General features: G+C 65.3%; 16 protein-coding genes. 14 read left to right on the top strand and 2 right to left on the bottom strand.

The window, feature by feature from the left end; all coding sequences use genetic code 11:
• Positions 1 to 182 precede the first annotated feature (182 nt).
• The 5 genes from KF715_02605 (at position 183) to KF715_02585 (ending at position 9,352) form a co-directional block, all read left to right on the top strand.
• Positions 183 to 1,283, top strand: a complete 1,101-nt coding sequence (locus KF715_02605) for a LacI family DNA-binding transcriptional regulator (protein ID MBX3735555.1) — start codon at positions 183 to 185, stop codon at positions 1,281 to 1,283.
• 201 nt (positions 1,284 to 1,484) lie between these two features.
• A complete protein-coding gene (locus KF715_02600; protein MBX3735554.1) occupies positions 1,485 to 2,348 on the top strand; it encodes a helix-turn-helix transcriptional regulator in 864 nt (287 codons plus the stop codon).
• An 85-nt stretch (positions 2,349 to 2,433) separates the two neighbouring features.
• The gene (locus KF715_02595; protein ID MBX3735553.1) at positions 2,434 to 5,037 is read left to right on the top strand and encodes a hypothetical protein; all 2,604 of its coding nucleotides are present in this window, start codon (positions 2,434 to 2,436) and stop codon (positions 5,035 to 5,037) included.
• Positions 5,034 to 7,193, top strand: coding sequence for a beta-galactosidase (locus KF715_02590; protein ID MBX3735552.1), 2,160 nt, complete (start codon positions 5,034 to 5,036; stop codon positions 7,191 to 7,193). Before KF715_02595 ends, KF715_02590 begins: the two co-directional genes overlap by 4 nt.
• Positions 7,194 to 7,348: 155 nt before the next feature.
• Positions 7,349 to 9,352 carry a right-handed parallel beta-helix repeat-containing protein gene (locus KF715_02585; GenBank protein MBX3735551.1) on the top strand — a complete coding sequence of 668 codons (2,004 nt, stop codon included), beginning with the start codon at positions 7,349 to 7,351 and terminating at the stop codon, positions 9,350 to 9,352.
• A 114-nt stretch (positions 9,353 to 9,466) separates the two neighbouring features.
• On the opposite strand, the gene KF715_02580 is transcribed toward KF715_02585, so the two are convergent.
• Positions 9,467 to 10,423, bottom strand: coding sequence for a helix-turn-helix transcriptional regulator (locus tag KF715_02580; GenBank protein MBX3735550.1), 957 nt, complete (start codon positions 10,421 to 10,423; stop codon positions 9,467 to 9,469).
• 47 nt (positions 10,424 to 10,470) lie between these two features.
• On the opposite strand from KF715_02580, the gene KF715_02575 reads away from it, so the two are divergent.
• The 7 genes from KF715_02575 (at position 10,471) to KF715_02545 (ending at position 17,117) form a co-directional block, all read left to right on the top strand.
• The gene (locus KF715_02575) at positions 10,471 to 12,099 is read left to right on the top strand and encodes a fucose isomerase (GenBank protein ID MBX3735549.1); all 1,629 of its coding nucleotides are present in this window, start codon (positions 10,471 to 10,473) and stop codon (positions 12,097 to 12,099) included.
• Positions 12,100 to 12,101: 2 nt separating this feature from the next.
• Positions 12,102 to 12,848 carry a class II aldolase/adducin family protein gene (locus KF715_02570; protein ID MBX3735548.1) on the top strand — a complete coding sequence of 249 codons (747 nt, stop codon included), beginning with the start codon at positions 12,102 to 12,104 and terminating at the stop codon, positions 12,846 to 12,848.
• A gap of 160 nt (positions 12,849 to 13,008) precedes the next feature.
• Positions 13,009 to 14,286 (top strand): class II aldolase/adducin family protein, encoded by a 1,278-nt coding sequence (locus tag KF715_02565; protein MBX3735547.1) that lies wholly within the window; start codon positions 13,009 to 13,011, stop codon positions 14,284 to 14,286.
• Between the two features lie 163 nt (positions 14,287 to 14,449).
• Positions 14,450 to 14,575 (top strand): type B 50S ribosomal protein L36, encoded by a 126-nt coding sequence (gene ykgO / locus KF715_02560; protein ID MBX3735546.1) that lies wholly within the window; start codon positions 14,450 to 14,452, stop codon positions 14,573 to 14,575.
• Between the two features lie 19 nt (positions 14,576 to 14,594).
• Positions 14,595 to 14,849, top strand: a complete 255-nt coding sequence (locus KF715_02555) for a type B 50S ribosomal protein L31 (protein ID MBX3735545.1) — start codon at positions 14,595 to 14,597, stop codon at positions 14,847 to 14,849.
• A 124-nt stretch (positions 14,850 to 14,973) separates the two neighbouring features.
• On the top strand, positions 14,974 to 15,615 hold the full coding sequence (locus KF715_02550; protein MBX3735544.1) for an HAD-IB family phosphatase: 642 nt from the start codon (positions 14,974 to 14,976) through the stop codon (positions 15,613 to 15,615).
• Positions 15,616 to 15,692: 77 nt separating this feature from the next.
• Positions 15,693 to 17,117, top strand: a complete 1,425-nt coding sequence (locus KF715_02545; GenBank protein ID MBX3735543.1) for a putative Na+/H+ antiporter — start codon at positions 15,693 to 15,695, stop codon at positions 17,115 to 17,117.
• A gap of 85 nt (positions 17,118 to 17,202) precedes the next feature.
• Here the strand turns inward: KF715_02545 and KF715_02540 are convergent, their stop codons facing one another.
• Positions 17,203 to 19,083, bottom strand: coding sequence for a KUP/HAK/KT family potassium transporter (locus tag KF715_02540; protein MBX3735542.1), 1,881 nt, complete (start codon positions 19,081 to 19,083; stop codon positions 17,203 to 17,205).
• Between the two features lie 143 nt (positions 19,084 to 19,226).
• On the opposite strand from KF715_02540, the gene menB reads away from it, so the two are divergent.
• Together menB and KF715_02530 are read left to right on the top strand one after the other, a co-directional pair.
• Positions 19,227 to 20,060 (top strand): 1,4-dihydroxy-2-naphthoyl-CoA synthase, encoded by an 834-nt coding sequence (gene menB, locus KF715_02535; protein MBX3735541.1) that lies wholly within the window; start codon positions 19,227 to 19,229, stop codon positions 20,058 to 20,060.
• A complete protein-coding gene (locus KF715_02530) occupies positions 20,048 to 20,497 on the top strand; it encodes a GNAT family N-acetyltransferase (GenBank protein MBX3735540.1) in 450 nt (149 codons plus the stop codon). Before menB ends, KF715_02530 begins: the two co-directional genes overlap by 13 nt.
• Positions 20,498 to 20,502: the final 5 nt, after the last annotated feature.

Raw genomic sequence — 20,502 nt, 5'->3', positions numbered from 1 at the left:
CGAAAATGGATATGCGCTCGCAAAGTTGGATATGGGTCGAGCGGTGACGAAAGAGATATGCCAGCTCAGCGTCTCGTCGGCTTAGGACTGCGCCCCCTCGCGGTCCGCTGGATCGGTTCCACACCTGCGGTGGAAACGGATATCCGCACCTCTCTCACCCCACACTCGTCTCGTTCCCCGTCATGGTTGAATCGATGCTGTCGACGCCTTCGCTCCCGTTGGAGGATTCGTCTTCCGAGCGCCCCACCTTGGCCGCCGTGGCGCGAGCCGCGAACGTCTCGCTCGCCACCGCTTCGTATGCGATCCGCGGCGACCCGAAAATCTCCGGCGCGACGCGACAGCGCATCTGCGCGATCGCAAAACGCATCGGCTACACCCCCAATCCGGAACTGGGTCGACTGATGTTTTTGCTGCGGGACCGGCACCGTCCGCAAATCAAGGCAACGCTGGCGGTGCTGACGCTCAAGGGAAACTCGACGGTGTTGGGCGAGTTCGGCGGCGAGCTGCGGCGGGGAATGCGCGAGCGCGCCGAAGCGCTCGGCTTTGCGCTGGATACGGTGGAGGTCGATCCGACGCAGATGGGGCGCGCCCGGGTGACGCAGATCCTGGCATCGCGTGGCGTCCGCGGCGTGATCCTTGGTCCGTTGGCGGAGGCGGTGGATTGCCGGGACTTGCTCGATTGGGATCAGTTCTCCGCCGTCGCGGTGACGAATCTCGTGCGTTCGCCGAGCCTCGCGCGGGTCACCCCGCACTATTTTCAAATCGCGGAGCTCGCGCTTCGGCGCCTGGCCGGGGCCGGCTATCGCCGGGTGGCGTGGGTGGGCCGTGGCGCCAGCGAAGAGAGCGCCGGTGCGCTTTCGCTCGCCGCACACAGTCTCGCACAACGCGGCGTCGGGGTGGATCTGGTCTCGCTGCCTCCGGGCGTCTGCGCCGACGAGATTGCGGCGCAGCTGCGTCGATCGGATGTGGATGCGCTGCTCGTGCCGGACGCGAAAGCAGCGGAGGAGGTGGCGGGCATTGGGCGCGCCGCCGACGTGGGGCGCTTGATCTGCGCGCTCGACGTTCCATCGGGCGGGCGGTGGAGCGGTGTGATCCAAAAGCCGCGCGCGGTCGGTCAGCTTGCGCTCGAGGCGCTCGCGCGCCAGATCCAAGTCGGCGAACGCGGCTCCGCGTCGGGAGCGGCAGTCACGATGATCGAGGGCGTGTGGACTGACGCGGCGCCCCAATCTTTCAAAAATGCCACGCCTCTCGCCCCTGCGGGCGTGCGGGCGCGCGCTTCCTGAACCACCCGCCTTCTCAACCGGCGCAACACCCCGACGCCGATGACTGACACGCCGTGCACACCTGCCACCGCAATCCGCCTTGCCCGCCGCTGCGACGACCGGAAAACTGTCCTCGTGGCGAAACCCACAGCTCATCGTCTCGCTCGCGCGCGGTCCAAGCGATCGCGCCAGGCGGTGTTTGCGAATCCGAATCCGGCGATCGTGCATTTGAATCGCGCGGACCGTGCGCGCGACGAGGAGCCGGGAGCGATGTGCCAGCCGGTCTTCACGCAGTTCATTCTAAACCGCATGGCGGAGCCCTATGTGTTCCGCCGGCATCAGCACTCGGAGTTCGAGATCATTCTGGTGCTGCGCGGGCGTTATCGCTGCCTGCTCAACGATCACGAGCTGAAGCTCGGCGACAACTCCGTGATCGTCGTCCAACCGGGCGACTGGCACGAGGATTTCTGCGAGCCGCCACTGGACTACGCGGGCTTGCGGTTCTCGTTTCCGCGGACGGCGGTCGGAGCGGAGGCCTTGCGCTTCTTTCGCCCCGAGGTGACGCCGGAGCAACAGTGCACGTCGGCCCCGGCCGAGACTTATGTGCCGTTGCTGGACAAAATCTCCGACGAGGCGCGCAGTCCGGACCGTGCGTCGGCGCATATTCAGGACGCGGTGATGTCGGAGCTGTTTTGGCGGCTGGTGCGCGCATTTCCGACGACCGTGCTCGCGCCGTGGCTCGCCCCGGTGCCGGCGGAGACGCGTTTCATGGAGCGGTTGCACGAGTGTTTCACGCAGCACATGCACAACTCGCCCTCGGTGCCGGAACTCGCGCGCAGGTTGGGGGTGAGCCAGCGCGTGCTGAGTCAGCGCTGCGCGCGCTTCTTCCAGACGTCACCGGCGCGTGCGTTGTTGCAGCTGCGCGTCCAATACGCCCAGCAACTGCTCACACAGACGGAGATGTCGGTGAAGGAAGTCGGCTACCGGCTCGGCTTCTCGAATCCCTATCACTTCTCGCGCGTCTACAAGCAGATCGTCGGCCGGCCACCCTCGGCGGACAAATCGGGGCATCAACCTGCAACGTAGCCGCGCGCGGACCGAGTGCCGCGGCTCTGCAATCGGCCCGCCGGGCGTGCGGCGCGTGGCGCGTGCGTGCCGGGCTTCCTTCGCGATGAACATCGTCTCGCTCAACCACCACGCCTGGCAATTGAAGGGCTTCTGGCCCTGGGTGCCGCTCCAAGGCCGGAGCATGGAGACGGCGTCGGAGCTGATGGGCGTCACCGATTGGCTCCCGGCGACGGTGCCGGGCGGCGTGCACTACGACCTGTTTCGCGCCGGGCTGATTCCGCACCCGTATGTCGATGCGCAGAGCCTCGCGTGCGAGTGGGTGGAGAATCGTTGGTGGCTCTACCGCACCACGCTCGAGCGCCCGGCCGATTGCGGCGACGGCGTGGAGCTGTATTTCCGCGGACTCGATTACGAGGCGACCATCTATGCCGATGACGTGCTGCTCGGCGAGCATCGCGGGATGTTTCACCCGGCGGTGTTCGATCTCACCGCAATCTTCGCGACGCGTGAGCGAGTCGAGTTGCGCGTGCTGCTGCGCGGCGTGCCGCCGGAAATGGGCCAGATCGGTCGCACGTCGCTCACTTCGACGCAGAAGAGCCGCTTCGGCTACAAATGGGATTTCTCGACGCGACTGGTGAACATCGGCCTGTGGGACGACGTGCAGTTGCGCGTGCATCGCCGTGCTACGATCACGGCGCTGGATCTCGCAACGGATGTCGTGGATGGTCGCGGCGAGCTGAGTGTCGGAATGGAATTCGCGCGCGTCGCGACGCCGGACGCGCGTGCGGAATGGGAAATCACGCTGCGCGATCCTGACGGACGCGAGCTCGTCGCCGAGCGACACTCCGTCGAGAGCGACGGCGCGGTGCTGCGCCGGACCTTGCAGGTTGCCCGCCCGCAGCTGTGGCAGCCGAATGGTTGCGGAGCGCAGCCGCTCTATGCGTTGCGGCTCGCGCTCTACGTCGCGGGCGAGCTCGTGGACGAGCGGGTGCGCCGGATCGGGTTCCGCTCCTTGCGCTACGAACAGAACCCCTGCGGCCCGGCGGACGCGTTGCCCTACACCTTCGTCGTGAATGGACGCCGGCTGTATGTGCAGGGCGTCAACCTCACGCCGCTCGATCACCTCTACGGCAACGTCACGACCGGACACTACGAGTGGATCGTGCGCAGCATGGTGGCGGCGAACGTCAATCTCGTGCGCGTGTGGGGCGGGGGAGTGATCGAGCAGGAGCGCTTCTACGATTTGTGCGACCGCCACGGCATCCTTGTCTGGCAGGAGTTCATCCAATCCAGCTCAGGCGTGGATAACATCCCGTCGCAGCGCCCGGAGTTTCTCGCCTTGCTGCGCCAGTCGGCCGAGGCCGCGCTGCGCGAGCGGCGCAATCACACCTGCCTCGCAGTGTGGAGCGGCGGCAACGAGCTGATGGACGCCAACAACGTTCCGTCAACGCTCGCGGACCCGAACCTCGCAATGCTGCGCGATCTCGTGCAACAGCACGATCCGACGCGGCTGTTTTTGCCGACCTCCGCTTCCGGTCCGGTCGAGCACATGACGACGCGCAAGGGCGTGATGCACGACGTGCACGGCCATTGGAAGTATTCCGGCCCGGTCGACCACTACGCGATCTACGGCGAGTCCGACAGCCTCTTCCACTCGGAGTTCGGCGTCGATGGGTGCGCTGACGCGCGCAGTCTGCGGAAATTTCTCACACCAGTGCACCAGCAGCCGACCGACGTAAAACGCAGCCTGGTCTGGCGGCATCGCGCCGAGTGGTGGGACACTGCGCAGCGCGACCGGGATTTCTTCGGTTCGGTCGAGGATCTCGGCACCTTCGCGGATTGCAGCCAGTGGATTCAGGCGGAGGGTCTGCGTTTCATTCTCGAGGCGAACCGCCGCCGTCAGCCGCGGAACAGCGGCAGCATCATCTGGCAGCTCAATGAGCCGTGGCCGAATATTTCCTGCACCAGCCTCGTCGACTACTACGGAGGGAAGAAGATGGCGTATTACTGGGCGCGCAAGGCCTTCGCGCCATTGCATGCTTCGCTCGACTATCGGCGGTTGAGCTACGGTGTCGGCGAGGAATTCGTCGCTGCGGTGCATCTGCACAACTCCGGCGGAGCGTGCGACGTGGAATTGTGCGTGGAGTTGCTGACGTTCGGCGGTGTGGTGCTGGCACAGCGAAACTGGCGTGTGCCGGCGCCGGAAAACGCTTCCGCCATGGTGGATCGTTTCGCGTTGAGGATCGCGTCCGAGTGCACCGAGTTGTTCTTCGTGCGGCTGCGGTGGAATAAGGCGGCCGCCCCCACGCTGGAGAACGTCTACCTCTTCTCAACCAGCACGCGTGAGCCTTACGCTTCCGCGCTACGTGCGACGGCGCGGGGATTGGTTTATCGTCGCGAGGGCGAAATCCGCGCGGAAGCGAGCGGCGCCTATGCCTGCGACTATGCGATCAGCAATCGCGGCACCGAAGCGGCGCTGTTTGTGCGTGCGGAGGAGACGACCGGCGGCTGGTGGGTGGAGGCGGATTGGGGTTTCGAGCCGCTGTTCCCCGGTGAAGAGCGCCGCGTGCGGGTGCGCTGCTGGCCGAAGTCCGCCGGCGGCTTCCTCGAGGTCGAGCGTCCGTGCGCGGACGGAACGCCTGTCATTACTTTCCGTGCCGGACCGACGTCCGGCTCAACTACCGCCAATTTTGCAGCCGTCACATGAGCGAGCATCCTTTCATTCTGGGAGCACAGTATTACCGCGCACCGACACCGGACGAAAATTGCTGGGCCGACGATTTGCGCGCGATGCGCGAGCTCGGGCTGAACAGCGTGAAATTCTGGGTGCAGTGGCGCTGGTCGCATCGGCAGGAGGAGAGCTTCTATTTTGCCGATCTGGATCGGTTGATGGATCTCGCGGCGCGCGAGCGACTGGCGGTGCATCTCAACGTGATCTTCGACGTCGCGCCGCATTGGCTCTACACGAAGTTTCCCGACGCGAAGCAGATCACGGCGCAAGGTCGCGTGATCGAGCCGCGCGTGGCGGCGCATCGCCAGATCGGCGGCGCGCCCGGCCCGTGCTACAACCATCCCGGCGCGCGGCGCGAGCGTTACCGCTTCCTGGCGGCGGCGGTCGCGCATTTCGACGCGCATCCGGCACTCGCGATGTGGGACGTGTGGAACGAGCCGGAGCTCTGCTATCCCGTGCGCCAGCCGGAGGTCTATCAAGACGGCAGCAATCTCGTGTGCTACTGCCCGCATTGCGCGGAGCAGTTCAACCGCTGGCTCGAGCGAAAATACACGACGGTCGAACGGCTCAATGCGGTTTGGGGGCGCTGCTACGGCGCATGGTCCGAAGTCGAGCTGCCGCGGAACGGCGACGGCATCGCGGACTTCGTGGACTGGCGGGAGTTTCAACAGGATTCCCTCACCGCGGAGGCGGAGTGGCGTCTGGCGTGCGTGCGCGCCAGCGACACCCGGGCACGTCCCGCCTACTTGCACGTCGTGCCGAACACGATGCGGGTTTTCAATTCGATCACCGGCCCCGACGACTCGGCGATCCTGCGCCAGTCGTCCTACTACGCCTCGACGGCGAGCGCCGAGCCGATGCAGCTCGTGCAATGTCTCTCCGCCGCGGGGGGGCGACCGATGTATAACGTCGAGAGCCATCTCAACTGCGGGATGATGAACATGCATCAACCGGTGAACCGCCTGCCCGAGCTGCTCGCCGACTGGCTCCCGCAGATCGGCGCGGGGTTTCGCGGCTTCATGTTCTGGCAATACCGCCCCGAATCGCTTGGCCGCGAGGCGCCGGCGTGGGGCTTGGTGAATCCCGATGGCACGCCGCGACCGGTCACGGAGGCGATGCGCGCGTTCGTCGCGAAAATCACGCCGCATCTCGGCGGGTTGATGCGGAGCCGAGCAGACGCGCCGGCGGTGGGCATCTGGAAGAGTCGCAAAAACGAGTTCTTCCATTTCGCGCAGCATCAGAAGCTCGAAGCGCTGCGCACCAGCGTCGAGAGTTACGTGAACACGCTTTATACGGCCAACATCCCGGTGCGTTTCATCGATCAGGCGGCGCTGGAGCACGGCGCGTTGGACGGCGTGAAGCTGCTCATTTTGCCCAGCTGCTACTATCTCACGGCGGGCGAAATCGCCTCGCTCGATCGCTGGGTGGGCGCTGGGGGTGTCGTGCTGGTGGAAGCGCATCTCGCCGGCTACAATGCCGCGACCGGCCGGCACGAAACGACACTGCCGGGCGGCGGCCTCGCCGAGAGCTGGGGATTGCGGGAGAGCGAGACGACCTCGGCCTATCACCTCGATACGAGCGAGGGAGACTACGAATTGACGGCGTTGTCCGACGATGTCCGCAAGGCGCTCGTGATGCGCGGCCCGAAGGGCGGCAAGAGCTTTCCGATTTCGCTGCGCGGCGAGGCCGGCGTCGTGTGGGGAGCGGAACGCTTCGCAGTGCTCGACGGCGGAGAACTCGAGACGATCGGCGTGTTTGGCACGCAGCCGTGCCTCGTTACCAAGCAGGTGGGGGCCGGCACAGTCTTCTACGCCGGCACCAATCTCGGGGAAGGAAGCGCGACCGACAGTGCGGGCTTCCGCGCGATCCTGCGCCGTGCGACCGAGTGCGCCGGCGTGCGTCCGACCCTTGAGCCCGCTTGGTCCGATGCCGGCGTGCGCATCGACGCGCTAGGCGAGCAGGGAGAGCTGCGTTATCTCGTGATCGCCAATCTGCGCGAAAAGCCCGCGAAGGTGAGCTGGACGCAGCCGCGGCGTTGGCGCGGCGTCTTCACCGGCTTCGTTTTGGATGTGGCCGCGCAGATCGAGTTTCCCGCGCGCTTGGTCGATCTGTTCGTTCCGCTGAACGATTGAGCGGTGCGCCAAGCGGAGCGGTTCGTCCGCCGAAATCGGCAAATGAAGTTCCGAGGCGGACATTCCCGAATCGTGCCGTGCACGTTAGAGTCACGGCGTCGCTTGGCAGCACGATCAAGTCGTGTGCCGAGGATATCTTCAACCCCGCTAACCCCATGAAACTGATACCCCGTCAGCTGCTCCGCAGCTTGGCGCTCGCGGCTGCGTTCTGCATGCCGGCGATCCAAGCGCTCGCCACGATCTACTACGTCGATGCTGCCGCCGGCAACGACTCGAATAACGGCACTTCCTCGACGACGCCTTGGCAAACGCTGACCAAGGTCAGCGCCACGACCTTCAGCGCCGGCGATCAGATTCTCCTGAAACGTGGCGCGACGTGGAACGGTCAGCTCTACCCGAAAGGCTCGGGCACGTCCGCGGCGTGGATCACGCTCGGCGCCTATGGCACCGGCAACGCACCGGTGATCAACGGCGGCAGCCTCGCGTCCGGCGCGGCGGTTTATCTCAAGGACCAAAGCTATTGGGTGATCCAGAATCTCGAGGTCACGAACGATTCGGGCACCGACAACTCCGGCACCGCGACCACCGGCGGCGTCGCGCGCTACGGCATCCTCGTCGAGGCGACGTCGGTCCAGAACGGCATCAAGATCCAATACAACTCCGTTCACCATGTGAACGGCTCGTTCAACAATTCGCAGATGGACCCTCACATCAACGGCGGTATCTCGGTCCATTCGATCGGCTCCTCCGGCAAGTTCAATGGCGTCACCATTCTCGACAACACCGTGGATCGTTGCGGCCGAGTCGGCATCGTCGCGTGGCACGAGAAATACTACAATTTCTGGATGACCACCATTGACCGCACTAAGATGAGCACCGGTCTCCTTGTGCAGGGTAACGTCGTCTCGAACTCGGACGGCGATGGCATTCTCGTCTTCGGCTACGTCGGCTCCGTGATCGAATACAACGTCAGCAAAGGCGCGGGTCTGAAATCCATCTCCGGATTCAATATGAACGCCTCCGCCGGCATCTGGCCGACGCGCTCCGCCGACACGGTCATGCAGTTCAACGAGTCCAGCGGCTGCCGCACGAACGAGATCGACGGCCAAGGCTTCGACGTCGACCTGCTCAGCGACAACACGCTCGTCCAATACAACTACAGCCACAACAACGAGGGCGGCTTCCTCCTGCTCATGGGCGGCTACAACTCGAACGTCACCGTCCGCTACAATCTCAGCGTCAACGACGGCCCGCAGAAGGGCATTTTCACGCTGTCGTGGGGCACCCCGACGGGCCTGAAGATCTACAACAACACGATCTACATCGGCTCCGGCATCGGTGCGGTTCGCCCGATCTACACCGACGGCGACGCGAGCACGAACAACTACGAATTCACCAATAACATCGTCTACAATCTCGGCTCAGGCGAGTGGGAGCTGCCGACGGTCAACGGCGTCAAATACGGCACGTTCGACTACAATCTCTTCTACGGGAACCATCCGACCTCCGAGCCCGCCGACGCACACAAGCTCACAAGCAATCCGCAGCTCGTTTCGCCCGGCACGAGTGGCGACGGCTACACCGCCACGCTCGGCTACCAGCTGCAATCGACGTCGCCCGCGATCAACGCCGGCACAGCAATCGCGAACAACGGAGGCCTCGATTTCTGGGGCAACACCGTCTATCCCGCGTCCGCCCCGAACCGCGGTGCGCACAACGGCTACGCCACCAATCTCGGCTATACCGACCTCTGCGCCGACTTCACCAAAGTCGTTTCCCGCACGAGCAACACCGCCGTGGATACCACGTCGCCGGCGAACTTCGCCGGCGATGCCGCGCGCTTCAAGCGCACGACCACCGCCACCGGCTCGTTCGCCTACAACGTGACCGGCTGCAAGCGCTTCAACGCGACGATCTACAAGTTCTCCACCGACGATCTCACGAAGGTGAAGTTCTACAGCTCGCCCAACGGCACGACGTGGACGCTCGTGGCCACCACCAACACCACTCCGGTGGCGCAGCCCAACGCGTGGTATTCCACGACCTTCACGCCCACGGCGGATTTGCCGACCGGCACGATCTATCTCAAGGCGGAGTTCACCGCCACCGCCGTCGCCTACTCGCCGCAACTCGGCCAGATCAGCGTCACGCCGAACTGAGGCTGCTACGCCTCATTGGGATGTCGAACCCCCGCGCACACCGCGGGGTTCTTTTTTTGATCAAGTCGCCTCGCTGGGGTGGAGATGCCGGGCTTCCCGCCCCGTGTCGCGAGCTCAGCGTGGGCGCGCGGCGAAAAGCGCCGAAAGCGCGTTCGGGGACAGGCCGTGCACGCTCTTGAAGCATCGCGAGAAATGATACGGATCGTCGAAGCCGACACGCGCGGCGGCCTCCTTCACCAAGCCGCCTTCCTCGAGCAGGATTCCAGCCGCGATCGTCATCTTGCGGCGCGTGAGTTCCTGGTAAGGACTCGTTCCCTGAAAGCGCCGGAACAGGCGACAAATGCTCGAGGGGTCGAGGTGAACAAGGGCGGCCAGCTCCTCGAGCGTCTGCAAGGACGCGGCGCGCTCCTCGATCAGGTTTTTGCAGCGGATGAAGTTCGCGCGGGCGCGGTCGTCGTCGGGGCGCGGCCGGTCCGCCGGCGCGGCCTCGCAGCGGAGCAGGAATAGCTCGAGCAGCTTCACGCAGATCGCGGTGGTGTGCGAATGATGGCGCTGGCCTTCCCGGATCAGATCCTCGGCCACCACGATCGCCTCGGCTGGCAGCGCGATGTGCCGCACCGTGCCGGGCGTGAGGTGCGCCGCGGCGAGCCGTGCGCGAACCTGCGTGCCGGCGAGGGCGAAGAAGAATTTGTCGAGCGGGTCGCCCGGATCGGTTTTCAGCCAGCAAGCCTGGTCGCTCGCGCAGCTGAAGACGGCGCCGGGGCCGACGCGATGCTTGCGTCCGCCACCCAGACGGACGACGCCGCTGCCGCGCACGATGAGTTCGACGACGTGAAACGGATAGCTCTCGCGGTCGACGAGGTAGTCCGGGCTGCAACGCTCCCGGCCGGCCAAGGCGATGGTCCACGCTGCGCCCCGTTTCGGCGCGAGGTCGGGGAAAATGTAGCGTGAACCGGCGACGTGCGAGGCCAGCAGGCGGTCGAGAACCGCGGGCGAGGGGGGCGAGCGGTGCGGCGGATGGCGGTCGGGCATGCGGTCGAGAATGTCCATCGTCGAGTCAGAATTGTCCATTCAAAGCCGCTAGAGCGCCGGCTATGATATCCATCTCCATTCTCCCCATGAAAAAATCCTCGTCGAAGACCGTCCTGCTCGTCGCGAACGGCGACCTGCGTCAATCCGCGAACGAAAAGTGCTGGCCCGCGCAAGCGGCCATGGAAGCGCAGCTCGCCGCTGCGTTGAAGCGTTTCGGTTACAAGCTGGAGCGAGCGCATCCGTATGATGCGGCGCGCAAGCACGGTTTCATTGGCTCGCAGAAGGAAGGTCTGGCGGTGTTTGCCCAGATCGACCCGCAGAAGCCGCTGATCGTCGCCGAGTCCGTCTGGCAGTATTCGCATCATCTCCTGCCAGGACTCGTCTCGCATCGCGGACCGATTCTCACCGTGGCGAACTGGTCGGGCACGTGGCCGGGCCTGGTCGGCATGCTCAACTTGAACGGCTCGCTGACGAAGGCGGGCGTCGCCTACTCGACGTTGTGGAGCGAGAACTTCGATGACGCCAAGTTCCTCAGTGGTCTCGAGCGCTGGCTGAAGACCGGCAAGGTCGCGCATCGCACGAATCATGTGCGCTCCCTCGCACGCTGCCGCGTGCCGGCCCGGGCGCGGCAGCTCGCCCGCGGACTCGCGCAGGAGCTGCGGACGAAAAAGAGCATCATGGGCGTGTTCGATGAGGGTTGCATGGGCATGTTCAACGCCATCATCCCGGACGAGCTCCTGTTTCCGACCGGCGTCTTCAAGGAGCGCCTGTCGCAGTCCGCGCTCTACTACGGCGCCACGCAGGTTTCGGACAAGGAGGCGCAGGAGGTTTTCGATTGGTATGTGAAGCGCGGCTTGAAGTTTCACTTCGGCCCGGACGAGGAGACCGATCTCACGCGCCGGCAGGTGCTCTGGCAGTGCAAGACCTACATCGCCGCCGTGCGCATCGCCGACGAGTTCGGCTGCGACACGATCGGCATCCAATACCAGCAGGGACTGAAGGACCTGTTGCCGGCCTCCGACCTCGTCGAAGGCACCTTGAACAACGCCGACCGCCCGCCGGTGCGTCGTGCCGACGGCAGCATCATCCGCGACGGCGAGCCGATTCCGCATTTCAACGAAGTCGACGAATGCGCCGGCCTCGACGGATTGCTGACCTATCGCGTGCACCGCGCGCTCGGCCAGCCGGTCGAGAACACGTTGCACGATCTGCGCTGGGGCGACTTCGACCGCTCCGGCACCACCGACGAATACGTCTGGGTGTTTCTCATCTCCGGCAGCGCTCCGCCCGCGCATCACGTCGGCGGCTGGGCGGGCAGCGATTCGCATCGCCAGCCGGCGATGTATTTCCGCCTCGGCGGCGGCACGCTGCGTGGCGTCGCGAAGCCGGGCGAGATTGTCTGGAGCCGTTTCTTCATCGAGAAAGGCAAACTCAAGCTGGACCTCGGCCGCGCGAAGGTCATCGCGTTGCCCGAGGCGGAGACCGAGCGCCGCTGGAAGGAAACCACCTATCAATGGCCGATCATGCACGCGGTCACCTACGGCATCGATCGCGATCGCATGATGGCGCGCCACAAGGCCAACCACATTCAAGTCGCCTACGCCGACTCCGCCGCCGCCGCCGATCTCGCGCTCTATACGAAGGCGGCGCTCGCTGCCGATCTCGGCGTCGAGGTCTCGCTCTGCGGCACGAAAGCCGACGGTTCCGCGTTCTGACCATGAGCCTCTCCACGCTGCTCGGTCTTTCCCGGGAACTCGGCGCTCCCGAGCGACAGCTCGCCATCCTCGGCGAGGGCAATACTTCGTGCCGGCTCGAGAGCGGAGATTTTCTGGTGAAGGCCAGCGGCAGCACGCTGGCCACGCTCGCGGAGGCAGACGTCACGACGTGCGATGCCGCGCCGCTCGTGGCGTTGCTCGACGACACCTCGGCCGGTGATGCGGAAGTCGAAACGGTCTTGCTGCGCTCGCGGCGGCAGCCACAGGGCAAAAAGCCGTCGGTCGAGGCGGTTTTCCACGCGTGGCTGCTCAGTTTGCCGGGCGTGAACTTCGTCGGGCACACGCATCCGATCGCGGTGAACGGCGTGCTGTGTTCCGAGCATGCGCGTGCATTCGCGGCGAACCGCCTCTTCCCGGACGAGATTGTGTGCTGCGGGACAGCGAGCGTCTTCGTGCCCTACACGGATCCGGGGCTCGCGCTCGCGCGGGCGATCCGGTGCGAGACGCTCGCGTTTCGGGAAAAACACGGGCAGCTGCCGCGCGTCATTCTGCTCGAAAACCACGGCCTCATCGCCATCGGGCCGACTGCGGCAGCCGTCCAAGCCGCGACGCTCATGGCGGAGAAAGCGGCGCGCATCCTCATCGGTGCCGCCAGCATCGGTGCGGTAAAGTATCTTTCGCCCGAGCAGGTCGCGCGCATAGCAGGTCGCGCCGACGAGCACCACCGGAGGAAGGTGCTCGGGATTTGAGTCCGGCCTTCGCGTTCGGATAGGCCCAAGACCGCGCCGCCAAAAGCATCGAACCGTCAAGCGGCGCCGAGCTCGCGATGCGCGGAAGGGTGGGGCATTACTCGCTTGCATCGGCCGCGCGCAGTGCGCGTTCCGTCCGTTTGTCCGACTTTCTCCAATTATGAACTCCAGCTGGCTGCATCCTCGGGAACAACTCGTAGCGACGATGGCGCGCATCTATCGCCTGCGCATGACGACCACTTCGGGAGGCAATCTCTCGATCCGCGACGAAGATGGCAGCATCTGGATCACGCCGTCGCGGGTCGACAAGGGCAACCTGACTCCGGGCGACATCGTGCGCGTGCGCCCGGACGGCACCGTCGAAGGTCTCCATCCGCCGTCATCGGAGTTGCCGTTTCATGCCGAAATCTACCGCCGCCGTCCGGACCTGAAGGCGATCGTGCATGCGCATCCCGGCGCGCTCGTGGCGTTTTCCATCTGCCGTGAGCTGCCGGACACGCGCGTGCAGACGCACGTTTTCGACGTGTGCGGAAAAATCGTGTTCGCGCCCTACGCGTGCCCGGGCACGCAACAGCTCGGCGACAACATCGCGGCGGCGTTCGCGACCGGCGCGGCGTCCGTCCTGCTCGAAAACCACGGCGTCGTGGTCGGTGGCTCCGATTTGCAGGACGCCTTTCAGCGCTTCGAGACGCTGGAATTCCTCGCGCAAACGCTCGTGCGCGCCAGCGGCCTCGGGCCGCGATTGGTCGCCCCGGCATCGGCGCTCGGTCGCGATACGGTTCCGGAACTCGCGGCGCTCCCGCCGCACGTGCCGGGCACGACCGAATTGCAGTTGCGCGGAGACATCTGTCGCTATGTCCAGCGCGCCTACGCGCAGCGTCTGCTGATCAGCACGGCGGGCGCGTTCTCGGCCCGCGTGCAAGGCGATGCCTTCGTCATTACGCCGCGCCGGCGTGATCGCCTCGAGTTGGAGGCGCCCGGCTTGGTGCGCGTCGAGAACGGCGCCGCCACGGCCGGCCAAACGCCGAGCCGCGCAGTGCGGCTCCACGCGGAAATCTACGCGCGGCACCCGAAAGTCGGAGCGATCATCAATGCGCAACCGATCCACGCGTCGGCGTTCTGCCTGACCGATGCGCCGTTGAATCCGAATACGATCCCCGAAAGCGCGGTCGTGTTGCGACAGGTTTTGCGGCTGCCGTTTCTTCGTTTGGTGGAGGACGCTGCGGAAATCGCGGGCCGGATTTCGCTCGAGGAGGCCCCCGCCGTGCTCATCACCAACGAGGGAGTGCTCGTGGTCGGACGGACCTTGCTCGAGGCGTTCGATCGGTTGGAGGTGCTCGAAGCCACCGCCGAGGCCTTGCTGCTCGCGCGGCCCATCGGCCGGCTCGTGCCGATGCCGGAGAGCGCGATCGAGGAGCTGCGGCGGGTTTTCGGCTGATTTCGCCGTCCGGCCGCGAGCGACTCGCGGCGTGCCGGGAGGCAAAAGTGCCGCCCGGCGACGTGTTTAGGCGCAGGTTCTTGCGGAATTTCCGCGGTGACCGTCGCCGGCCGGAGATTTCCTTTGACACCCCCCGACGCGACTCTCTTCTTCTATCGCTTTTATGAAAGTCGTTTCCTCCATCAAATCCGCCAAGACGCGTCACCCGGACTGCCAAGTCGTCCGCCGCAAGGGCCGCATCTACGTCATCAACAAGACCGACCCGCGCTACAAGGCGCGCCAGGGCTGATTAACCTGAATTTCCTGCCATGAAAGCCCAAGGCCATCCCGCTTTGAACAACGTTTGCTTCCTCGATATCGGCACGGGCAAGCGTTTCCTCACCAAGTCCACGATGAAGTCCGCCCGCACCGAGAAGATCGACGGCGAGGACTACTTCGTCATCGTCCGCGACGTCACGATGGACTCGCATCCCGCCTACACCGGCGAGAAGCGCCTCGTCGACACCGCCGGCCGCGTCGAGAAGTTCACCTCGAAGTTCAAGCGCGGCGCCGCGAAGAAATAAGCGCGCGCGAAGCGACTTTCCCGCAGCCCTCCCGTCGTGGAGGGCTTTTTCTTTGGCCGGATTCGGGCGGCATGGGACACGGAAAAGAGTGGGCGCGGCGCGCGCCGGGTGTTTTGGTCGGCGCGTGTCCGACGTGAAACTCCTCTGCTTCGACTGCGATTCCACGCTCAGCGCCATCGAAGGCGTGGATGAATTCGCCCGCCTGCGCGGCGAGGAATGCTTTCGCCAGAGCGAGCGGATGACGCGCGACGCGATGGAAGGCCGCATCCCGCTCGAGCAGATTTTCGGCCAGCGCCTCGAACTGATCCGCCCGGCGCAATCCGACGTCGCGCGCGTCGCGGCGCTCTATCTGCGCGAGATCGAGCCGACGGCCGCGGCGACCGTGGCGGCGGCGAAGGCGGCCGGCTGGACGCCGCTGATCATCAGCGGCGGCTTCGTGCAGGCGATCCGCCCGCTGGCGGATTTCCTCGGCATCGATCGCATCGAGGCGGTGGAACTTCAGTTCGACGCGGCGGGGCACTACGCGGGCTTCACGCCGCACCCGGCGTCGCGCAAGGGCGGCAAGCCCGAGGTGGTGCGCCGCCTGCGCGCGGAATTGCGGCCGGGCCGCGTGATCGCGATCGGCGACGGCGCGAGCGACCTGGAGATGCGCGATGAGGTTGACGTTTTCGTGGGCTTTGGGCGCTATGCCGAACGTGCCGCTGTGAAGGCAGGCGCGCACCGCTTCGCCTACCGCCTCGACGATATCGTCCCCTTGCTCGCGTGATTTCCCGTTTGATTCGCTTTGGATTCCTCGCCGCGTTGCTCGCGGCCGGTTCGCTTTTCGCCGCCGCCGATGCGCCCATGGAGGCGTTCCCGCGGGCGATCGAGAGCTATGCGTCCATGCCGGGTGCGTCGGCGTGGGCAGTGGTCAAGGCGCGCGCGGTTGCGGAGCCTTTCAACGTCGTGGCGACGGTCATCTTCGTCCTGGCGGTCCTGCACACCTTCGCCAGCGCCAAGATCCGGCACTGGGCGCACGTGCTGGAGGAGCGCCATGCGGCGAGCCTGGAAAGGAAAGCGGCGCGCACGCCGCTCGCCGACCGCGACGATGACGGTCTGCCGGACGAGGTGAGTTTCTGGGGACAGATCCTGCATTTCCTCGGCGAGGTGGAGGCGATTTTCGGTTTCTGGGTCGTAGTCTTGTTGGGCGCGATCGTGTGGTTCAAGGGGCTCGACACTGGCATCCACTATTTGAGCAACACGGTGAACTACACCGAGGCGCTGTTCGTGGTCATCATCATGACGCTCGCGTCGACACGGCCCGTGTTGCGGCTGGCGGAGCAGACGCTGCGGCTTGTCGCCTCGCTCGGGCGCGGCCGGCCGGTGGCGTGGTGGCTTTCGATTCTCACCGTGGCGCCGCTGCTCGGCTCGTTCATCACGGAGCCGGCGGCGATGACCATCGCGGCCTTGCTGCTGGGCAAGCAATTCTACGCGTTGAATCCCAGTGGGCGGCTGAAATACGCCACGCTCGGCCTGTTGTTCGTGAACGTCTCCATCGGCGGCACGCTGACGCATTTCGCGGCGCCGCCGGTGCTGATGGTGGCGGCGGCCTGGCAATGGAACATGGCTTACATGTTCACGCATTTCGGCTGGCATGCGATCATGGGTATCGTGCTGTCGAACGCCGTCTATTTCCTCGTGTTCCGCCGCGAACTGCTCGCGCTGAAACCCGCCGCCGATGCGGGAGCGGATGGCGAGCCGGTGCCGGCGTGGGTGACGGCGGTGCATCTCGTTTTTCTCGGTTTCACGGTCTGGATGGCGCATCACCCGGCGCTGTTCATCGGCGGCTTCCTGTTCTACCTCGCGTTCGCGCAGGCGACGGCGCACCACCAGAGCCGGCTCGATTTGCGCGGGCCGCTGCTGGTCGGTTTCTTCCTCGCGGGCCTGGTCGTCCATGGCGGATTGCAGGCGTGGTGGATTCAGCCGGTGCTGGGCAGCCTCGGCGAGCTGCCGCTCTTCGTCGGGGCGACGATTCTGACGGCGTTCAACGACAACGCCCTCATCACGTATCTCGCGACACTGGTGCCGGGATTCACGGAGGAATTGAAATTCGCCGTCGTGGCCGGTGCGGTGACGGGCGGCGGCCTGACGGTCATCGCGAATGCCCCGAATCCCGCGGGCCAATCGATCCTGCAGCGGTATTTTCCGGAAGGCGTGTCGCCGCTCGGGCTGCTCCTCGGTGCGCTCGTGCCGACGCTGATCGTGGCGTTTTCGTTCTTGGTGCTGTGAGTCGGCGCGTTTGCCGCAACCACGGGGGAGAGTAGCGGGAGCTGGACGCGCCCGCCACTTTGCGCGCCGTGGCGCGCGTTGCCGCTCAGAGCTGGATGGGCATGCCGACCTCGATGATCTGCATCGGTGGCAGGCGATAGTAGTCGCGCGCCTGGCGGGCGTTGCGGCTGAGGAGCGCGTAGAGGCGTTTTTCCCAATGCCACATGCGCGACTCGCCACCCGTGATGATCATCTCGCGGTTGAAGTAGTAAGTGGCCTCGTTGAGCTTGATCGGCACGCCGCCGGTCTTGACCTGCTCCATGAGGCGGGAGACGTCGGGAGACTCCATGTAGCCGTAGCGGCCGACGGCGCGCCAGACGCCGTGGCCGATTTCGGCGACGGTGAGACGTTCGTGGTCGGGGATGTGCGGCACTTCCTCGGTGACGATGCTCAACAGGACGACGGTCTCGTGGAGAACCTTGTTGGCCTTGAGATGGTGCAGCAGCACCAGCGGCGTGCCGGTGGGGTTGCCCGCCATGAAAACGCCGGCGCCACGCACACGCGTGATGTGCTCGCTGCGGGCGATGGAGCGGAGCTCGTCCTCCGTGACACCATTGGCGTAGATACGGCGGAAGATCTCCTCCTTGCCGGTCTTCCAGGTGTGCATGACCGCGATCACGCCGAGTGCGATGAGCACGGGAAACCAGCCGCCGTCGGCGAATTTGTGGAGATTCGAGGCGAACAACGGGACGTCGATCGCGAGGAAAAACGCGCAGAGGAGGACGGCGCGCCACACGGGCCATTTCCAGTTCAGTCGCAGGACGGCGTAGAAGGCCAGCGTCGTCACGACCATCGTGCCCGTGACCGCGATGCCGTAGGCGGCGGCGAGGCGTTCGCTGGAGCGGAACGCGAGCACGACGTAGATCGAACCGGCGGCGAGGAGGCCGTTCACGAGCGGCAGGTAGATTTGGCCGGATTGGTCGGGGTTGGTGTAGTTGATCATCAACCGCGGAAAATAGCCCAGCTGGATCGCCTGGCGCGTGAGCGAGAACACGCCGGAGATCATCGCCTGGCTCGCGATGATGGCCGCGACGATCGAAAGCAGCGTGAGCGCGAGGCGTGGCGCGCCCTCCGGCACGAGCGCGAAGAACGTGTGCGTGGTGTCGTCGGGGTGGGCGAGGGCGCGTGCGCCTTGCCCGAAGTAATTCAGCACCAGTCCGGGGAAGGCGCAGAAATACCACGCCCGCGCGATGTGGCGCCGACCGAAGTGGCCCATATCCGCGTAGAGCGCCTCGGCACCGGTGATTGCCAGCACCACCGAGCCGAGCAAACCGGCGGATTCCTGCGGGTGCGACAGCAGCAACCGGATGCCGAGGCGTGGGTCGAGGGCGACAAAGACCGCCGGATTCTCGATCACATGCCAGATGCCGAGCAGTCCGAGCACGATGAACCAGATCAACATCGCCGGACCAAAGATGCGTCCGATGCTCTTCGTGCCTTTGTATTGCACTGCAAAAAGTCCGCCCAAAACGATCGCCGACAGGAACGGCACCCAGCCGGCGAAGCCCGGCGTGAACGTGTTGATGCCTTCCACCGCGCCCATAACCGAAATCGCCGGCGTGATGATGCCGTCGCCGTAAAGCAGCGCGGCGCCGAGCAGGATGAGCACGGTCATCACGCCCATTTTGCTGCGCTGCCGCTGGCCGTGACCGAGTGCGAGCAGGGCGAAGATGCCGCCCTCGCCGCGGTTGTCGGCGCGCGTCACGAACACGAGATACTTCACGATCACCACGAGCACCATGGCCCAGAAGACCAGCGAAAGCGCACCGAGCACGCCTTGCGCGCGATCGACCGGCGGCAGGTAGTTCAGGCACTCGCGCAACGCATACAGCGGGCTCGTGCCGATATCGCCGAACACGACGCCGAGCGCGCCCAGCGTCAGTCCCGCACCTGCCGCAGCAACATGGCCTTTCCCTTCTGCTTGCATTGAACGGGCGACTGTTGGGCAACACCCCGCGCCCCGCCAGCCGTTTTCTGCGCCGAGGAGTTACCGCTTGACGCGCGTTGGTAAAAAATAGACGCACCCGCGAAAACGTTTGCCGCTCAGCTGTTTTCGCGGACGGTGGAGACATGATTCCCGCCTGGAAAACCGCCAAAAACTACGAGGACATCATCTACCAGAAGGCCGACGGCATCGCCAAAATCACGATCAACCGGCCCGAGAAGCGCAATGCGTTCCGTCCGCAGACGGTGTTCGAGCTGCATGAAGCGCTGCTCGACGCACGCGAGGACCAGAAGATCGGCGTCGTGCTCCTCACCGGCGCCGGCCCGGCCAAAGACGGCAAATACGCCTTCTGCGCCGGCGGCGACCAGTCGGTGCGCGGCCACGGTGGCTACATCGACGCGAAAGGCGTGCCGCGCCTGAACATTCTCGAGGTGCAGAAACTCATCCGTTCGATGCCCAAGGTCGTCATCGCGCTCGTGGCGGGTTACGCCATCGGCGGCGGCCACGTGCTTCACGTGATGTGCGATCTCACCATCGCCGCGGACAACGGCATCTTCGGCCAGGTCGGCCCCAAGATGGGCAGCTTCGACGGCGGCTTCGGCTCCAGTTACCTCGCGCGCATGGTCGGACAGAAGAAGGCCCGCGAAATCTGGTTCCTCTGTCGCCAATACAACGCCCAGGAGGCGCTCGCGATGGGACTCGTCAACAAGGTCGTGCCGGTCGCCGAGCTCGAGGCGGAGGGCGTTGCGTGGGCCCGGGATATCCTCCAACGCAGCCCGCTCGCGATCCGTTGCCTGAAGTCGGCTTTCAACGCCGAACTCGATGGCCAGAGCGGCGTGCAGGAACTCGCAGGCAACGCGACGATGCTCTACTACATGACTGAAGAGGCGAAGGAATTCATGACCGCGCAAAAGGAGAAGCGGAAGCCGAAGGCCGAGCAGTTCCCGTGGCTGCCGTAGGCGACACGCCGATCATCGTTCGATCGGCTGTCGTAGCCGACGTGCCGGCGTTGTGCGGGCTCGTTCGCGAGCTTGGCTATACCGGCACGACCGAGGAAGTGGGCGAGCGGCTCGCGCGTATTCTCAGTGACGATGCGCAGGCGGTTTTCGTCGCGGCGCGAACCGGCGGTGTGGTCGGCTGGTTGCAAGTCCAGGCGACCAACCTGCTGGAATCGGAACCGCGCGGCGAGATCGTCGGATTGGTGGTCACGGCGGCGGAAAGGGGGCGTGGCGTCGGCACGGTCTTGGTCGGTGCGGCCGAGCAATGGGCGCGCGGGCGAGGCCTGGCGCTCATGGGCGTGCGTTCCAATCAAGTGCGGCTCGACGCGCGCCGTTTCTACGAGCGACTGGGATACGCCGTCACGAAGACCCAACTGAGTTTCCGGAAGAAGCTCTAGGGCAA

Origin of the sequence: Candidatus Didemnitutus sp. (assembly GCA_019634575.1) — a bacterium.
Taxonomy (GTDB): domain Bacteria; phylum Verrucomicrobiota; class Verrucomicrobiia; order Opitutales; family Opitutaceae; genus Didemnitutus.
Note: the sequence above shows the minus strand (reverse complement) of the source record. Positions and strands in the feature narration are given on the sequence as shown.

What these genes read in the sequence shown, in the direction of transcription:
- ykgO (MBX3735546.1), top strand. Translation starts at nt 14,450, where the DNA reads ATGAAAGTCGTTTCCTCCATCAAATCCGCCAAGACGCGTCACCCGGAC.
- menB (MBX3735541.1), top strand. Translation starts at nt 19,227, where the DNA reads ATGATTCCCGCCTGGAAAACCGCCAAAAACTACGAGGACATCATCTAC.
- KF715_02555 (MBX3735545.1), top strand. Translation starts at nt 14,595, where the DNA reads ATGAAAGCCCAAGGCCATCCCGCTTTGAACAACGTTTGCTTCCTCGAT.
- KF715_02585 (MBX3735551.1), top strand. Translation starts at nt 7,349, where the DNA reads ATGAAACTGATACCCCGTCAGCTGCTCCGCAGCTTGGCGCTCGCGGCT.
- KF715_02595 (MBX3735553.1), top strand. Translation starts at nt 2,434, where the DNA reads ATGAACATCGTCTCGCTCAACCACCACGCCTGGCAATTGAAGGGCTTC.
- KF715_02540 (MBX3735542.1), bottom strand. Translation starts at nt 19,083, where the DNA reads ATGCAAGCAGAAGGGAAAGGCCATGTTGCTGCGGCAGGTGCGGGACTG.
- KF715_02575 (MBX3735549.1), top strand. Translation starts at nt 10,471, where the DNA reads ATGAAAAAATCCTCGTCGAAGACCGTCCTGCTCGTCGCGAACGGCGAC.
- KF715_02565 (MBX3735547.1), top strand. Translation starts at nt 13,009, where the DNA reads ATGAACTCCAGCTGGCTGCATCCTCGGGAACAACTCGTAGCGACGATG.
- KF715_02545 (MBX3735543.1), top strand. Translation starts at nt 15,693, where the DNA reads ATGGAGGCGTTCCCGCGGGCGATCGAGAGCTATGCGTCCATGCCGGGT.
- KF715_02590 (MBX3735552.1), top strand. Translation starts at nt 5,034, where the DNA reads ATGAGCGAGCATCCTTTCATTCTGGGAGCACAGTATTACCGCGCACCG.
- KF715_02580 (MBX3735550.1), bottom strand. Translation starts at nt 10,423, where the DNA reads ATGGACAATTCTGACTCGACGATGGACATTCTCGACCGCATGCCCGAC.
- KF715_02570 (MBX3735548.1), top strand. Translation starts at nt 12,102, where the DNA reads ATGAGCCTCTCCACGCTGCTCGGTCTTTCCCGGGAACTCGGCGCTCCC.
- KF715_02605 (MBX3735555.1), top strand. Translation starts at nt 183, where the DNA reads ATGGTTGAATCGATGCTGTCGACGCCTTCGCTCCCGTTGGAGGATTCG.